The 16283-nt window shown below is 60.6% G+C and carries 12 protein-coding genes; 2 read left to right on the plus strand and 10 right to left on the minus strand.

Translation table 11 applies throughout. The features are described 5' to 3' along the window. The first annotated feature begins 46 nt into the window (after positions 1-46). Positions 47-943 (plus strand): GlxA family transcriptional regulator, encoded by an 897-nt coding sequence (locus HBN98_RS09115; RefSeq protein ID WP_169844048.1) that lies wholly within the window; start codon positions 47-49, stop codon positions 941-943. Positions 944-1121: 178 nt separating this feature from the next. Here HBN98_RS09115 and zapE read toward each other — a convergent pair whose 3' ends face one another. The 3 genes from zapE to HBN98_RS09130 form a co-directional block, all read right to left on the minus strand. After that, complete coding sequence (gene zapE, locus HBN98_RS09120) at positions 1122-2216, minus strand: cell division protein ZapE (RefSeq protein WP_007961607.1); 1095 nt, start codon at positions 2214-2216, stop codon at positions 1122-1124. A 90-nt stretch (positions 2217-2306) separates the two neighbouring features. Continuing rightward, positions 2307-3662: a tryptophan--tRNA ligase gene (locus HBN98_RS09125; protein ID WP_083367953.1), complete on the minus strand. Its 1356-nt coding sequence runs from the start codon at positions 3660-3662 to the stop codon at positions 2307-2309. 24 nt (positions 3663-3686) lie between these two features. Beyond that, positions 3687-4316 (minus strand): alpha/beta hydrolase, encoded by a 630-nt coding sequence (locus HBN98_RS09130; RefSeq protein WP_064590087.1) that lies wholly within the window; start codon positions 4314-4316, stop codon positions 3687-3689. Positions 4317-4460: 144 nt separating this feature from the next. Between HBN98_RS09130 and HBN98_RS09135 the strand changes: the two genes are divergently transcribed. Next, positions 4461-4895, plus strand: a complete 435-nt coding sequence (locus HBN98_RS09135; protein ID WP_083367952.1) for a Z-ring associated ZapG family protein — start codon at positions 4461-4463, stop codon at positions 4893-4895. A gap of 216 nt (positions 4896-5111) precedes the next feature. On the opposite strand, the gene HBN98_RS09140 is transcribed toward HBN98_RS09135, so the two are convergent. The 7 genes from HBN98_RS09140 to HBN98_RS09170 form a co-directional block, all read right to left on the minus strand. Next, entirely contained in the window at positions 5112-5843 is a 732-nt protein-coding gene (locus HBN98_RS09140) for a YiaD family glycine zipper/OmpA-like lipoprotein (protein WP_064589128.1), read from the minus strand. Between the two features lie 114 nt (positions 5844-5957). Beyond that, positions 5958-6602 carry an MBL fold metallo-hydrolase gene (locus HBN98_RS09145; protein ID WP_064589129.1) on the minus strand — a complete coding sequence of 215 codons (645 nt, stop codon included), beginning with the start codon at positions 6600-6602 and terminating at the stop codon, positions 5958-5960. A 63-nt stretch (positions 6603-6665) separates the two neighbouring features. Continuing rightward, positions 6666-9398, minus strand: a complete 2733-nt coding sequence (locus HBN98_RS09150; RefSeq protein WP_083367951.1) for a winged helix-turn-helix domain-containing protein — start codon at positions 9396-9398, stop codon at positions 6666-6668. A gap of 245 nt (positions 9399-9643) precedes the next feature. Then, complete coding sequence (locus HBN98_RS09155) at positions 9644-11008, minus strand: DUF1329 domain-containing protein (RefSeq protein WP_064589131.1); 1365 nt, start codon at positions 11006-11008, stop codon at positions 9644-9646. A 29-nt stretch (positions 11009-11037) separates the two neighbouring features. Continuing rightward, positions 11038-12927: a DUF1302 domain-containing protein gene (locus tag HBN98_RS09160; RefSeq protein WP_083367950.1), complete on the minus strand. Its 1890-nt coding sequence runs from the start codon at positions 12925-12927 to the stop codon at positions 11038-11040. A gap of 336 nt (positions 12928-13263) precedes the next feature. Next, positions 13264-14946 (minus strand): fatty acid--CoA ligase, encoded by a 1683-nt coding sequence (locus tag HBN98_RS09165; protein ID WP_064589133.1) that lies wholly within the window; start codon positions 14944-14946, stop codon positions 13264-13266. 146 nt (positions 14947-15092) lie between these two features. Beyond that, entirely contained in the window at positions 15093-16277 is a 1185-nt protein-coding gene (locus tag HBN98_RS09170; protein ID WP_083367949.1) for an MFS transporter, read from the minus strand. Positions 16278-16283 lie beyond the last annotated feature (6 nt).

The raw sequence follows: 16283 nt of genomic DNA on the forward strand, positions 1-16283 counted from the left end.
CCGGGTTTTCGCATCCACACTCATGCAGGCCAAGGATTTCTTCCATCTGGCCAGCCTGCGTTACGGCAAACAACTGGGCCACGGCCTGACACCGGCGTTCGAAACGCGCCTGGTCAGCCCCGATGGCAAACCGGTGAACAGTTTCAGTGACGTGGTGATGCCGGTGGACGGCGGCCTGGAAAACGCCGACGTCATCATCCTCCCGGCGTTCTGGGACGATTTCGATACATTGTGCAGCCGTTATCCACAGATCCTGCCGTGGCTGCGCGAACAGCACGCCCGTGGCGCCGTGCTCTGCGGCGAAGCCACCGGGGTGTTCTGGCTGGCCGAGGCCGGATTGCTCAATGGCAAGGAAGCGACCACTTACTGGCGCTTCTTCAATGCCTTCGCCGAACGCTTCCCCAAGGTTTACCTGAATCAGGACAAGCACCTGACCGACGCTGACAATCTGTATTGCGCTGGAGGCACGACGTCGGCGTGCGACCTCTACATCTACTTGATCGAACGCTTCTGCGGCGCCAACGTGGCGCAAGCCGTGGCTCGCGACATCCTTTACGAAGTGCAGCGCAGCTATTCGCCGGGGCGTATCGGCTTCGGTGGGCAGAAGCTGCACCAGGACGTAATCATCCTGCAGATCCAGCACTGGCTCGAAGAGCACTTCGCTGACAAGTTCCGCTTCGAAGACGTGGCCCGCGAGCACGGCATGAGCATCCGCAACTTCATGCGCCGCTTCCAGACCGCCACCGGTGACAAGCCGCTGCACTACCTGCAGCGCCTGCGCATCGAGACCGCCAAGGGCCTGTTGTCCGGCAGTCGCAAGAGCATCAAGACCATCAGTTATGAGGTCGGCTACGACGATGCGAGCTTCTTTGCGCGGCTGTTCCGCCAGCACACTGAACTGTCGCCGAATCAGTATCGGCAGCAGTTTCAGCAGGCTGCATAACTTTCCTGCAACAGCGCAATTCCAATGTGGGAGCGAGCCTGCTCGCGAATTCGGTTTCACATTCAACAAAATTGTTGGCTGACACACCGCCTTCGCGAGCAGGCTCGCTCCCACAGGGGAAATCAGTGCAAATAAAAAGGGCCTGCAATTGCAGGCCCTTTTTATTTGCCGAATCTGTTTAAGGCTTGTGTGCCCGGGACAGGAATTCGTGCGATTGCATCTCCAGCAGGCGGCTCAGCGTACGCTGGAACTCGAACGTCAGGCGTCCCCCGGTGTACAGGTCCTTCAACTCGACTTCGGCAGAAATGATCAGCTTGACGTTACGGTCGTAGAACTCGTCGACCATGTTGATGAAGCGGCGAGCAATGTCGTCGGTGGTGACGCTCATCTGCTCGACGCCGCTGAGCAGCACGGCGTGGAAGATCTTGCCCAGTTCGATGTAATCGTTCTGGCTACGCGGACCGTCGCACAGTTCGCGGAAGTCAAACCAGGCCACGTCGTCGCAGGTGCGCAGGGCACGGATTTCGCGGTTCTCGATGATCAGCACATCGTTTTCCACCGCCGCCGTGCATTCCGGGGTCAGTGCCTTGAAGCTCTTGCGCAGGCTTTCGTGGGCGGCTTCGTCCAGCGGATAGTGGAACAGCTCCGCTTGTTCGAGGTGGCGCAGACGGTAGTCGACACCGCTGTCGACGTTGACGATCTCGGTGTTCTGCTTGATCAGCGCGATGGCCGGCAGGAAGCGCGCGCGCTGCAGACCGTCCTTGTACAGGCCGTCCGGAACGATGTTCGAAGTCGCGACCAGGGTCACGCCGTTCTTGAACAGCTCTTCCATCAGCGTGCCGAGGATCATCGCGTCGGTGATATCCGAGACGAAGAACTCATCGAAGCAGATCACCCTCGACTCGGCCGCGAAGCGCTTGGCGATGATGGTCAGCGGATTTTTCTCGCCGCCGAGGGTTTTCATCTCTTCGTGCACACGCTTCATGAAGCGGTGGAAGTGCGTGCGAGTCTTTTCCTTGAACGGCAGCGCTTCGAAGAAGGTGTCGACCAGGTAAGTCTTGCCGCGACCCACGCCGCCCCAGAAATACAGACCCTTGACCGGCGTCTGATCCTTCTTGCCAAACAGTTTGCCCAGCAAACCCGGCTTGTTCTGCTCGGCTGCGATCAGATCGTCGTACAGGCGCTGCAGATGACGCACAGCAGTTTCCTGCGCGGCGTCATGGAAGAAGTCCGGGCGTTTCAGATCAGCTTGGTATCGTTCTAGGGGCGTCATAATTCGTTAGCAAGGCAACAAAAACGGGCCGTCACTGTAGCGACGGCCCGTAGGAATGGCAATCAGCCCTTGGTCGGGCCGTGCCGCGGATTAGTCCTGAACCGGGGTCAGTGCAACACGCAAAGCTTCGATAGCCGCGTCCCGCGCAGCAGCATCAGCGAACGCCGGGCTGTCGCCGACGCACTCGCCTTCCAGCCACACGCTGAAGCTCAGGTCTTGATTGCGTACATCCAGCGGCTGGCCGGATTGCAGCTGTTTGGTCACCTGGCCTGCAGCTTTGCCGTCGGCGAAGTTGCGCGACAGCAGCAGTTGCTCGCCATCGGCCGCCAGCAGACGGAAGCGGAAGCTGCCATCGTCTTCACGGAAGCTGACGAAGCGTGCAGCTTTTGCCGCCTTCTTCTTGGTGGTCGCCGCGACTTGCACCTGATTGACAAACGAACGCAGGCCGACCGCTTCACGCAGTTCGTTGAGGAACGGTGTCGCCACGGCACGGGCCTTTTTCGCGCCGTGTTGCAGGATGTCTTCCAGATCTGCCGGACGCTCGATCAGTTGGTGATAACGCTCGCGGGACTCGCCCAGCTGGTTATCCAGCAACTGGAACAGACGATTCTTCGCCTCGCCCCAACCCAGACCGCCGAGCAGTTCGCTGCGGAATTCGTCAGCCTGAGCCGGCGTGGCGAATGCCTGGAACAGGGTAAACAGGTGCGAGTTGTCCGGATCTTTCGCCTCGCCCGGCGCGCGGGAGTCGGTGACGATGCGGGAGATCGCGTCCTTCATCTCTTTGGCGCTGGAGAACAGCGGAATGGTGTTGTCGTAGCTTTTTGACATCTTGCGCCCGTCGAGGCCTGGCAAGGTCGCCACGCTTTCCTCGATCAGCGCTTCAGGCATGGTGAAGAACTCTTTGCCCTGACCGAACAGGTGGTTGAAGCGCTGGCCGATGTCGCGGGCCATTTCCACGTGCTGGATCTGGTCACGACCGACCGGCACCTTGTGCGCGTTGAACATCAGGATGTCCGCCGCCATCAGCACCGGGTAGCTGTAGAGGCCCATGGTGATGCCGGCATCCGGGTCTTCACCGGTTTCGATGTTCTTGTCCACCGAAGCCTTGTAGGCGTGCGCACGGTTGAGCAGGCCCTTGGCTGCGACGCAGGTCAGCAGCCAGGTCAGCTCGGGGATTTCCGGAATGTCGGACTGGCGATAGAAGGTCACGCGATCGACATCCAGACCACCGGCCAGCCAGGTCGCGGCGATTTCCAGACGCGAGCGCTGGATGCGCAGCGGGTCATCGCATTTGATCAGGGCGTGGTAATCGGCCAGGAAGTAGAACGAGTCGGCATTGCTGTCGCGACTGGCAAGGATCGCCGGGCGGATGGCGCCGGCGTAGTTGCCCAGATGCGGCGTGCCGGTGGTGGTGATGCCGGTGAGGATACGGGTACGGTTCGTCATGGGTAATCGCTTGTCAGACTGCAATCAATTCGAGAGACGCGGCAGGATCAGATCCTTGAGATCGGTCAGCTTGCCATGAAAAAAGTGTCCGCATTCTGCCACTTTCAGCAGCTCATGGGGGCGCTGGAGTTTTTCGGACCAGTCGTAAACCAGTTGCGGATCGATCACTTCGTCGGTTTCCGGCTGGATCACGGTCAGCTCGCCGTGCTGCGGCAGTTGATCGTGATCGCCCAGGCGCATCACCGCCGGCGCGACCATGAACAGGTGTTTGAGCTGCACGCCTTGAGCTTCAAGACGACCGCCGAGACTTGCTGCAACAAATCCGCCGAAGGAGAAACCGAACAGGGTCAATGGCAGATCCGGGTGCTTTTCCCGCAGCCAGGCGGCGGCAGCCTGCGCGTCGTCGACTTCACCGCTGCCCATGTCGTGAGCACCTTCGCTGGCGCCGACGCCGCGATAGTTGAAGCGCAAGGTGATCAGACCTGCGTCGCGCGCGGTGCGCTGCAGGGTCGAGACGACCTTGTTGAGCATGGTGCCGCCCTGCACCGGGTTCGGATGGCAGATCAGCGCGATGCCGTTTGGCTGCTCGTTATCGAGGTACAGCGCTTCGATTTGGCCGACTGGGCCATCAATCACTACAGGGGTTTCACGCATCAGCAAGGAAGGAACTCCGTGACCTCGAATCGGGTCGACTCGTCTAGCAAATTGTCTGTGCCAATCTATTGCGAGTGAATCGCGGTATACAGCGCAGGTTCGAGCCGTTAACGTAAAGCAAAGCCGTTTATAGAGGAAGGACTCGTGGAACACTCGCTCTTAGTTTGGTTGTTACCGACTCTTGCCCTGGTTGTGGGTGTCGCCATTGGATTCCTGATCGCTCGCGTCGCGCCAAATGCCGCGCCGAGCCGCACGCAGCGTCAACTGGATGATATCCAGGAGCGTTTCGACAGTTATCAAAACGAGGTGGTCACCCACTTCAACAGCACGGCGACGCTGGTCAAGAAGCTGACCCAGAGCTATCAGGAAGTGCAGGATCATCTCGCCGAGGGCGCCAACCGTCTGGCCCTGGACGAGCAGACCCGTCAACGCCTGATCGCCGCTTTGCACGCCGATGCCGCGCACGCACCGCGCGAACGCCTGACGCCACCGCGCGATCAGGAGCCGCCACGCGACTACGCACCGAAAGCCCCGAACTCGCCGGGCATGCTTGATGAGCATTACGGCCTGAAGAAGTAATCAGGTTTCGCGCCCAACTAAAAGCCCCCGGACAATTTGGTTGTCCGGGGGCTTTTTTGTATCTGATGGTTCTGTGGTGCCGATTTGATCGCCATCGCGAGCAGGCTCGCTCCTACATTTTGAAATGCATTCCCCGCTAGGAGTGGATGAGGTCATACAGGCCTGAAAAAAAAATGCCCGGTCACAGGACCGGGCATTTCTTCACTCAAGCCTCACTTACGGATACTGCTGAACCGTACCCGGCTGCGGTTGCTGCTGACCACCATACTGCTGGCCCGGGATCGCCTTCAGGTTGACCTCAACGCGGCGGTTCTGCGCGCGGCCATTGACGTCACCGTTGCTGGCAATCGGGTTATCCGGACCGGCACCACGGGCCGACAGGTTGGCACCGCTGACACCTTGTGAGGTCAGGTAGGTGGCCACGCTCTGTGCGCGACGCTGAGACAGGTCCATGTTGTGCTGGCGGCTGCCGGTGCTGTCGGTGTAGCCGACGATTTCGATCTGGTTCTGGTTGAACTCTTTCAGCGAGTTCGCCAGGTTGTTCAGCGGCTGGTAAAAGCTCGAAGCGATGTTCGCCGAATCGGTGGCGAAGGTGATGTTGCCCGGCATGATCAGCTTGATCTGATCGCCCTGGCGCTGCACCTCAACCCCTGTGTTGGCCATGCTGGCGCGCAGCTTTTTCTCTTGCTGGTCGGCGTAGTAACCGTAGCCGGCCGCCGAAGCACCGACGACTGCTGCGCCGATCAAGGCGCCCTTGCCACGGTTGTTGTGGTCAATGGCCGCACCCGCCAGGGCACCGGCCAGAGCACCGAGGCCACCGTACTTGGCGGTCTTGCTCACACCGCCGCCGTCGGCCTGGCCCTGGTTGTCATAAGGGTTAGGCGAGGCGCAACCGGCCAACATGGCCACAGCGGTAGCAACAATAATCAAACGAGGCGTGGTGAACATGAAGAGCTCCTGGTTTTTGCATTCTGTGTGGCAGCGGCCCTAGGCAATAGACCTTTGCGGGCGTTGGATCATGACAATGCACAAAAATTCCGCCGCACACTCGTGACAAAATGTTTAGGCGCGTACGAACGGGTTTTCGCGCATTTCATCCCCAAGACGCGTGTCCGGACCATGCCCGGTAACCACGGTTGCGTCTTCGTCCAGGGTGTACAGCCGCTGTTTGATCGATCGCACGATGGTCGCCTGATCGCCACCCCACAAATCCGTGCGCCCTACCCCGCGACGAAACAACGTGTCGCCGGCAATCAACAGCTTAGCCTCGGAAAACCAAAAGCTCATGGAACCGGGCGTATGTCCCGGCGTATGTAGCGCCACGCCACAGCCACAGGCCAGTTCCTCATCGTCGCTCAACCAGCGATCCGGCGACGGCACCGGGGTGTAGGGCACGCCGAACATCTGGCATTGCATCTCAAGGTTGTCCCACAGGAACTGATCTTCTTTATGCAGATGGAGGGTCGCCCCCGTCTTTTCCTTCATCTGCCCGGAGGCGAGAAAATGATCGAGATGTGCGTGAGTGTGGATGATGCTGACCACTTTCAGACCATGAGCATCGAGGCGCGCCATGATCAGGTCAGGATTGCCGCCCGGATCGACGACGATAGCCTTTTTGCTGATCGGATCGCCGATGATCGTGCAGTTGCACTGCAGCGGGCCGACGGGGAAGGTTTCGCGGATGAGCGCAGGCGCTGGAACAGTCATGGGATAATCCTGATCAATATTCGACGGCGGTGGAACCCGCTGATGCCGAAGATTTTACCGGCACTAGATCATTAACCCCAGTGCCTTGGCCCGCGCCACCGCCTGCGTGCGCCGCTCGACCCCCAGCTTGCTGTTGATATGGCTGGCATGGGTTTTCACGGTGTGCAGCGAGATGAACAATTGCTCGCTGATTTCCTGATTCGAACAGCCTTGGGCAATCAAACGCAGCACCGCCAGTTCGCGAGTGCTGAGTTGTTCGGCGGCGGAAGACTCAATCACGGGCCGGGCAGCCACCTGCGGAAAATGCGCCAGCAACTGCTGTCCCGCCAGCGCCGGTGAGTTCTGCAATTGGCTGCGAAGCCAATCCGGATGTTCTCTGACCAGGGCGTCAAATGGCTGTATCACGCCGCCAACCGCAGCTTCCAGCGCCTGGTTCAACGCCTTGCGCGCCTCGGGTTCGCGACCACTGCCCAGCAGCAACATCACCTTCTGCGCCAGCGCCATCACACACAGCAGCTGTCGTCCGGTCTGCTGACCGTTTTCCAGCAACACATTCAACCGCCCTTCAGCGAGCATCGGCTGCCCCTGAATCACATCCAGCAACGCCTGCTGCAGCTCGACGTGCAATGGCAGCTGAGGATGAAATTCCGGGGGCGCCGCTGCACGCTCGCCGGTGTAGGTCTGGCCCAGACGCGCCAGCCACGCCTCGGCCAGATCGGTACGGCCCTGCGCCAGCCACAGTTCGCATTTGACCAGGGTGATCATCGCCAGGTAGTAGATCGGCGGCACGTCCCAGATGTGCATCAGGCGCTCGGCTTCGGCGAGTTCGGCGAAGGCCTTGGCAAATTCGCCAGCGCTGCCGTCCAGACGGGCGATCACGCAGTGGCCGATCAACACGCTGATATCGCGACAGGCCCGCGCTTCGGCCAGACCGGTCAGCAATCGCGCCCGGGCCTGCTGCGGCTGCAAGCGCATCGACAGCAGAAAACCTTCATACAGGACCAGTCGCGCACGCACTGCGTACAGACGTTGCGCCGACAGCCCGCTCAGACGATCGAGGCCCTGATGCACCTCATCCAGTGCGCGCAGAATTTCTCCACGCGCTTGCAGTACCCGAGCCCGGTCGTAATGCGCCAGCGCCTCGAACAACGGGTTGCCTACCCGCTGCGCCAGCTCGAGGGACTCGCGATTCAAGCCCCGGGCCCGCCACAGGTCGCCGTCGGCAATCGCCAGATTAGACAAGGTCGACAGGCACATCAGGCGTTGCCCGTAACGCTTGACCGGCAGGCTTTCCAACGCCTCGCTGCAATAGCGCTGAGTCAGCTCACGATGCCCGCGGCCCCGGGCGATGATCCCGCTGAGCGCCAGCCACTGCGCGAGCATCGACTTCTGCGCGGAGGCCGAAGGCGCCGGCAGAAAGCGGCTCAGATGACTGGACAACTCTTCAGCCGCATCGAGCTGACAAGCCAGCCCCAGCGCCCAGCTGTACAGCACGATCAAGCGTGGCGTGCTGATCAGCAGGCTGTCGGGCAAGTCCATTTTCCAGCGCAGCAGCATGCCGACATTCTGCTCGGCGAGCAGTTGTTCCTCGGACAGGTTCTGCACCAGATTCGCCGCCACATCCAGATGCCCGGCACGCAAGGCCTGCTCCACCGCTTCGTCCAGCAACCCCTGGGCATTGAACCAGCGGCAGGCGCGCAGGTGTAAGGTGGCCGCCGGCACCAGCGTCTGCGTGACGGGTCGGCTGCGCAGCAAATCGGAAAACAGATGGTGGTAGCGATACCAGTGACCGTGTTCGTCCAACGGCACCAGAAACACTTGATGCGCCAACAGAAAACGCAGGATTTCGCCGCTGTCGTGGGCTTCGCGCACCGCATCGCACAGCTCGCTGCAAAAGCGCTCTTGAGGGGCGGTGTCGTAGAGAAATGACTGCACCTCGGCCGGCAGGCAATCGATGACTTCTTCCAGCAGGTAATCGCGAATCAGCCCTTCCCCGCCGTTCAGCGCCGGAGGCAACGCCGCCTCGCTGCCGGCCTCGGAGACCGCGAGCAACCAGAAACGCAGCCCGGCGACCCAGCCCTCACTGCGCTGGATCAGGTTTTCCAGGGCCTCGCCGCGCAATGAACTGCTGTGTCGATCAAGCAGCGTCAGGGCTTCATCGTGGGTCAGGCGCAGATCCTGTTCATGCAGTTCGAGCAACTGCCGCGACAGGCGCAGGCGCGCCAGATGCCAGTCCGGGCGCTGACGACTGGTGACCATGACCAGCAAGCCATCGGGCAAATGATTGAGGAAAAACTGCAGGCAGCGGTCAAGCACCGGGCCTTGGGCGAGATGGTAATCATCGAGCACCAGCAACAACGGCGCCGTGGGTTGCAGTTGCAGGGCCAGTTCATCGAGCAAGCCGTCGAGCCATTCTTCGAAGGCGAACGGCTGATGACGCTGACGCATCTTCAACAGGCCAAGCGCGCGGCTGCCCAGATCCGGAAAGTAATCCTGCAGCCCCTCCAGCAACCGCTCGAGAAACCGCCCCGGATCGTTATCCCGCGGGCTCAGGCCCAGCCACAGACTTTGCCAGTGCGCCGGCAGGCTCTGGCAGAACTCCACCGCCAGCGAACTCTTGCCGAAACCCGCCGGGGCGCAGACCAGCAACAGGCGTCCACCGAGCCCGGCGCTCAGGCGTTCACACAGGCGCGGTCGCAATACGTAACCCTCGGGCAACGGCGGGCGAAAAAAACGCCCGTCCAGTGTCGCGACAGCAACGCTTGCAGGACCCGGAAGCGGGGACAGATCAGTCATGGCCGGCTCTTGTTTGTAGGGCTATTGGCGGCGTAGCAGATGTCCGCAGACTAGCGGTAAACGTAGAGGGTTTGAAGGTTATTGCTACAAATGACTACAAAAAGACTACAACCAAAGGTGTCAGACGCCGTGATCGAGCCAGCACAAGCTTACGCCCTCCTTCGGCAGCGCCTACAAAATCAAAGCAAAAAAAAGCCCCGAACCAGTCGGGGCGTTTTTTCGAGGATGCGGCCTCGGGTCAAAGCTTAGCGGATACCGTCCTGGCCCAGGTTGCCTGGCTGGAATTCGCTCTTGGTAGCAGAGAAGCCGAAGTCATACGCCTGCTTCTCTTCGTTCTTCATGCCCAGTGCCAGGTAGCGACCCGATTGCAGGTCATACAGGGTTTCCAGCGCATACCACGGCACTTGCTTGTCGTAGTAGTCCTCGGCATGCGCCTCGGCCACACGCCACAGCTGACCGCGACCGTCGTAATGGTCGATGACCGCTGCCTGCCAGGTGTCTTCGTCGATGTAGAAGTCACGTTTGGCATAGATATGGCGCTGACCCGGTTTCAGGGTGGCCACCACGTGCCAGACACGACGCAGCTCGTAACGGGTCAGGTCCTGGTTGATATGACCGGCCTTGATGATGTCGGCGTACTTCAGAGTCGGCGAATCAATCTTGTAGCTGTTGTTGGCAATGTACATCTCTTTCTTGCCTTCAAGCTTCCAGTCGTAACGATCCGGTGCACCGTTGTACATGTCCAGGTTGTCGGAGGTCCGCAGACCGTCCGCCGCAGTGCCCGGACCGTCATAGGACACTTGCGGTGCCTGACGCACACGGCGCTGGCCGGTGGCGTAAACCCACGCCTTGCGTGGCTCCTTCACCTGGTCGAGGGTTTCATGCACCAGCAGCACGGTACCGGCCAGACGTGCCGGCGCGGTCACTTTCTGCTTGAAGTAGAACAGGATGTTGCCCGGGTTCGCCGGATCGTAGTCCTTCATCTTGTCGCGGAACACGAACTGGTCCTGGAAATACACCAGGCTGAACGAGCCGTTGGTCTGCGGCGTCGCCTGGGTCACCAGACGGGTCACGCTGCCACCGCGATAGCGCGTGATGTGGTTCCAGATGACTTCCAGACCGTCTTTCGGGATCGGGAACGGGATGGCGGTCTGGAAGTTTTCCAGGCCGTTACCACCGGCCACCAGTGTGGTAGTCGTTGCGTTTTTCTTGATGGCGGCGAACACGTCATCCGGCACGGTGGCACCGCGATGGGACGGATAGACCGGCATCTTGAAGGTATCCGGGTAACGCTTGAACATCGCGTACTGGCCCGGCGCAAGCTTGTCCTTGTACTGGTCGACGTTCTGCGCGGTGATGGTGAACAGCGGTTTCTCACTGCCGTACGGATCGGACAGGAAGCCTTTGCTGTCGACGGTGCCGGCATTTTTCGCCAGCGGTTTCCAGGCCGGGATCGAACCGTCGGCATTACCCGCCATCTCGGCGCCCATCGGGGTCAGGCTCTTGCCCAGCTTGTCGGCTTCGGCGGCGGGAACGGCCGCCATCACGCTGGTTGCCAGCAGCGACAATCCCAGAACACCGGCGTGGAACAGACTCTTTGTTATTTTCATATGTATGTTCGTCCTGAAAAAAACTGTGCTTAGAAGTTCACGCCAACACTGAGGGCCACGAAGTCACGGTCATCCACGGTCGAGTAGTCGCCACCAAAGAAGTTGGTGTAGGCCACACTCGCCGTGTAGGTGTTCTGGTATTCGGCATCCAGACCCAGGCTGATGGCCTTGCGACCTTCCTCGAAGTTGCCGCCAGGACCTGGCGAGTAACCTTTCACGTCATGCGACCAGGCCACGTTCGGCTTGAGGTTCACACCGGCGAACACGTCGCTGTAATCCCAGATCGCACGAGCGCGATAGCCCCACGAGGTGGCGGTGGTGAAACCGTCGTTGTTGCAGTTGCTGGAGACGTTATCCCGCGAAGCCCCGGCTCCGGCACCGTTGATGGTGGAGGTGTTGAGGATCTGCGAGCAGGTGTTGAGGCCACCGGTCGACGGCAACTCACCCGGGCCGAACACTGGATCGCGGCCATAGCGAGCTTCGGATTTGCTTTCCAGACCACCGACGTGGGTCACACCGACTTCACCCACCAGGGTCAGACGGTTGGCGCCCATCACCTGATCGAAGAAGTGCGTCAGGGTGGTTTGCAGTTGGGTGATCTCTTTACGGTTGTAACCGTGCAGGTCCTGGCCCGGCACGCCGTTGAGGATCGACGCATTGGTCAACGCGCCACCCAGCGGACGCACGCCGGCGAACAGGATGTCGGTGGAGTTCAACTGCACCGGCGCGTTCGGCCGGTAGCTGACCTCACCGCTCCACGCCGTACCGGTAGGCAGGGTGGTGGAGAAGCTCAAGCCGTACAGGCGGATGTCTTCAGGGTATTCGATGAAGTAGTTCGAGTTACCCGCCACCACCAATGGCCCCAGTGCCTGGAACGGACCGGGCAATGCCGCCACGCCGTTATAGATCCGCTGTGGCGCACCGGTCGCGCTGAAGATCGGCGCACGACTGTGGTAGTTCATGAAGTAGGCACCGAACTCGGTGGCCAGCGGGTCGAACATGTACTTGGCAGAAACACCCCACTGCCCGCTGTCACGCGCGTTGCGGTTAGGCGAACGGCGCACCAGCACACCTTCATCGTTGACGTCGACGCCAGCGCCAGCCAACGGGCCGAGTGCGATGGCCGGAATGGTCGAACGCTTGTTCAGTACGCGCAGGTTGTCGTCGCAACCGGTGGTGACGATGTCCGGCTGCGAGAAGAACGTGCCGCAGTTGTCGGTCACGGTCTTCTGCCAGTCGATCTGATAGAACGCTTCAGCCGAGAGGTTTTCGGTGAGGCTCTGGGACACGTAGAACATGTTGACCGGGATCAGGCCTTCCTTGATCTCGGCACCCGGACGGCGGAACGCGGACACGTCGATCGGGTTGATCGAGTTGATGCCGCCGCCGATGAAGGTGCTTTCACCCCAGTTCACCACCTGCTTGCCCAGACGCACCGAACCTGGCTCATCGGCAATCGAGTAGTTGTGGTAAACGAAGGCGTCGAGGATCTGCCCGCCGGAAGAACGCGCCGCGACATCGCGGTTGTGGTTGCTGACGTCCTTGTATTCCAGGTCCTGGTTCTGCAGCGCGAAGTCGTACCAGTATTTGCCCCGGACGAAGACCCCGGTGTCGCCGTATTTCAGTTCGAGATCATGGATGCCCTTGAAGATCTTCGAGAAGGCTTGCCCGCTCTTGAAGTTCAGGTGGCCGTTGTCGGAGGTCTGGGACAGGCCCTTGCCGCCGTTGTTGACACCAATAAGGTCCTTGTTCGGCTGCTGGGTCGAAATACTCATGCCCAGGGAGAGCGAGGAGTCGAACTGACCTTCGATTTCACCGACGTTGAAACTGACGCCGAATGCGGGCCCGGCGAGCGTAGAGGCAAGACTGACGGCCAGAGGCAGTTTAGCCCGGCGCCAGAACTGGTTTACTGATGTCATCGACGCTACTCCATGTGCATTATTGTTATGGCAGTGAGTACTTTTAAAAACGCCTGGAAGACCGGGAGCCAGTAGCCGCCCGACGTCACTCCAAAATTGCATCGCCCCGTTTGTGCGTGTGCCCCGTTCTTAAAAATCCTTGAGCGGACTATAGCCAGCAGGTGCTACTGCTTGATCCCTCTAAAGTGTGATTTGCAGCTGCCGGCCACTCTGGAACAGTCCTTTCGCCAGTCCGACACATGTCGGCACGGCAAGGATGGCTGAAAATTCGGATTTAACAAGCCAAGCGCTTGCTTGGTGGGTCTGGCGCGCCGTTTTCGGCGCGCCAGCAGACGCTCAGAGCGTCGAGAGGAAGGTGCTGTTGTTGGCCTGCCATTCGGTGATGTCGAGGCGGATGCGCTTCTTGTCGAGCTTGCCGACACTGGTCTTGGGAATTTCCGTAACAAGGGCGATCTGGCTCGGAATCGCCCACTTGCTCAGGTGGCCCAATTCCACGAATGGCTTGAGGTGTTCCTTGAGCTCGCGGGCACCGATCTCGTGCCCTTCGCGGATCACCAGCAACGCAAACGGCCGCTCGCCCCACTGCGGATCGGCAATCCCCACCACTGCTACTTCACGTACCGCGACGTGACGGCTGATCAGGTCTTCGAGGTCCAGCGAGGAGATCCATTCGCCGCCGGTCTTGATCACGTCTTTGATCCGGTCGCGGATATCGATCACGCCCATGCTGTCGAGGGTGGCCACATCGCCGGTGTGCAGCCAGCCGCCGGCCCACAGTTCGGCGCCCTTCTGCGGTTCGTTGAAATAACCTTCGGTGAGCCACGGCGCGCGCAGCACCAGTTCGCCCTGGGTTTCGCCGTCGGCGGGCAGGAAGTTGCCTTCGCTGTCGACGATCGCCGCTTCCACCAGCGGCCCCGGCACACCGGCCTTGATCCGGTAAGTGGTGCGCTCGTCTTCGGTGCCGGCCATCAGTTCGTCGTTCAAATGCGCGCAGGAAACCAGTGGCCCGGTCTCCGACATGCCGTACGCCGCCGTCAGCTGAATGCCCCGCGCCTTGGCGGTTTCATACAGTGTGCGGTTGAGCGCACTGCCGCCGATGACGATTTTCCAGCCGCCGAAATCGGTGCCCTGCGCGCCCTTGGCGTTGAGCAGCATTTGCAGGATGGTCGGCACGCAATGGGAGAACGTGACCTTCTCCTTGCGCCACAGCTCGACCAGCAATTCCGGGTCGTAACGCCCCGGATAAACCTGCTTGAGCCCGAGCATGGTCGCCACGTACGGCAGCCCCCAGGCATGCACATGGAACATCGGAGTGATCGGCATGTACACGTCGTTGGTGCCGAGCAGGCGCACGCTGTCGATCGCGCCCATGATGGTCGACACCCCCATGGTGTGCAGCACCAGTTGCCGATGGGTGAAGTACACACCTTTCGGGTTGCCGGTAGTGCCGGTGGTGTAGAACGTGGTGGCGACCGAGTTTTCGTCGAAATCCTGGAAGTCATACTGCGGACTCGCGGCGGCCAGCAGTTGCTCGTACTCGCCGACCAGGTTCGGCAGGTCGGCGGTCTTCTCTGGCAGATCGGTCAGCAGCAGGGTTTTCTCCACCGTGGTCAGGTGCGGCGCGATGGCCTGGTACAGCCCGACGAACTCACTGTTGACCAGCACGAAGCGGTCCTCGGCGTGGTTCATGGTGTAGAGGATCTGCTCCGGCGACAGGCGCACGTTGATGGTGTGAATCACCGCGCCGATCATCGGAATGGCGAACATGCATTCCAGGTAGCGATGGCTGTCCCAGTCCATCACCGCCACGGTGTCACCCGCCTTCACCCCGGCCGCCGTCAACACGTTGGCCAGCCGCGCCACGCGCTCGATCAGGGTCGGATAGCTGTAGCGCAACTGGTCTCGGTAGATGATCTCGCGGGTTTTCTCGTAACGGGCGCCGGACATCAGCAGCCGTTTGATCAGCAATGGATACTGGTAGGCCCCATCGGCCGGGGGAATGACGCGAGTCTGCAACATATGAATCCCTTTTCTGGCTGCACGGTGTTGGCGTAGAGAGCGTAACTCTAGAGCCGTTATACCCCAGCCAAATCAGCCAAAGGAATGATTTGCACAGCCGTACAAATGCTAGCTTTGCGCCAGCATTTGTCGCTATTCAGCTCCACTCAGGCGGCTTGTCCTACAGCTGCTTCGGAGGGTGTACGTGGGAAACCTACAGCAGCGAGGAAGGTCAACGCACCAAAACCCGCCAGAATCAGGTAAAGCCCGACGAAACCATGGCGCGGCTCGACGTAGGCAATCAGCGGAATCGCCGTTGCACTGGCACCGAACGACAGGCAGTAACGCAGGGCGAACACCCGGGATTGCCACTGCGGTGCAACGAAATTGGCGACCATCGAGTCGTTCACCGTGACCTGGCCGAACACCACGAACATGAACGCCGCACCGAGCACGATCACTGCCCAGCCGTCGACATAGGCCATGCCGTATAGCAGCGGAGCCTGAAACAGCGTGAGCACCAGAAACGGCCATTTCAGACTGACCCGGTGCAGCACCTGCCCGATGCTCAACTGCGCTACCGCGCCGAAGGCATACGCCAGGCTGACCACCACGCCAAGGGTTTGCGGCGAGGCGAACAGGTCATGCAAACGCTCCTGAAACAGCTTCGGATAGGTCATGGTGGTGGCGTTGAACACCACACCACCAGTGGCAGTCGCCAGCGCCAGCACAGCGAACACGATGATCATCGAAATCCGCTGACCGGCAGCACGTTTCAGGGCGGTGTGCGGACGCTGCGGGATCGGCTCTTCACGCACCTGCAAGGCAAAACCGAACCCCAGCACGATCGCCACCACGCCCGGTAACACAAAGGCCGAGCGCCAGCCCAATTGCGCCACCAGCAACCCGGTGAGCAGTGCCGAAAACGCCACGCCGAGGTTGCCCCACATGCCGTTGATGCCGATTTCCCGGCCACGGTTCTGCGCATAGGCCACCAGCATCGCGGTCCCCACCGGGTGGTAGATCGCCGCGAAAATGCCGATCAGGGTCAGCCCGATTACCAGCATCGTCGGGCTGCTGCTCAACCCGGTGAAGATCGCCGAGGCGCCGATGCCAAAGAAAAACACCAGCATCATCTGCCGCCGGCTCCAGTGATCACCCAGCCAGCCGGCCGGTAGCGAACAGGCACCGAAGGCAATGAAGCCGCCCAGTGACAGACCGATCAGCGCGGCGTAATCGAGGCCAAAGGCCTGGATCATGCCGAGCACGGCGGCGGGAAAAATCAGCATGAACATGTGATCGATCACATGGGCAGCGTTGACGTAGCGTATGACGTTTCGGGCTTGATTCATGGCAGC

Source organism: Pseudomonas koreensis (genome assembly GCF_012986595.1).
In the GTDB taxonomy this organism is placed as follows: Bacteria; Pseudomonadota; Gammaproteobacteria; order Pseudomonadales; family Pseudomonadaceae; genus Aquipseudomonas; species Aquipseudomonas koreensis.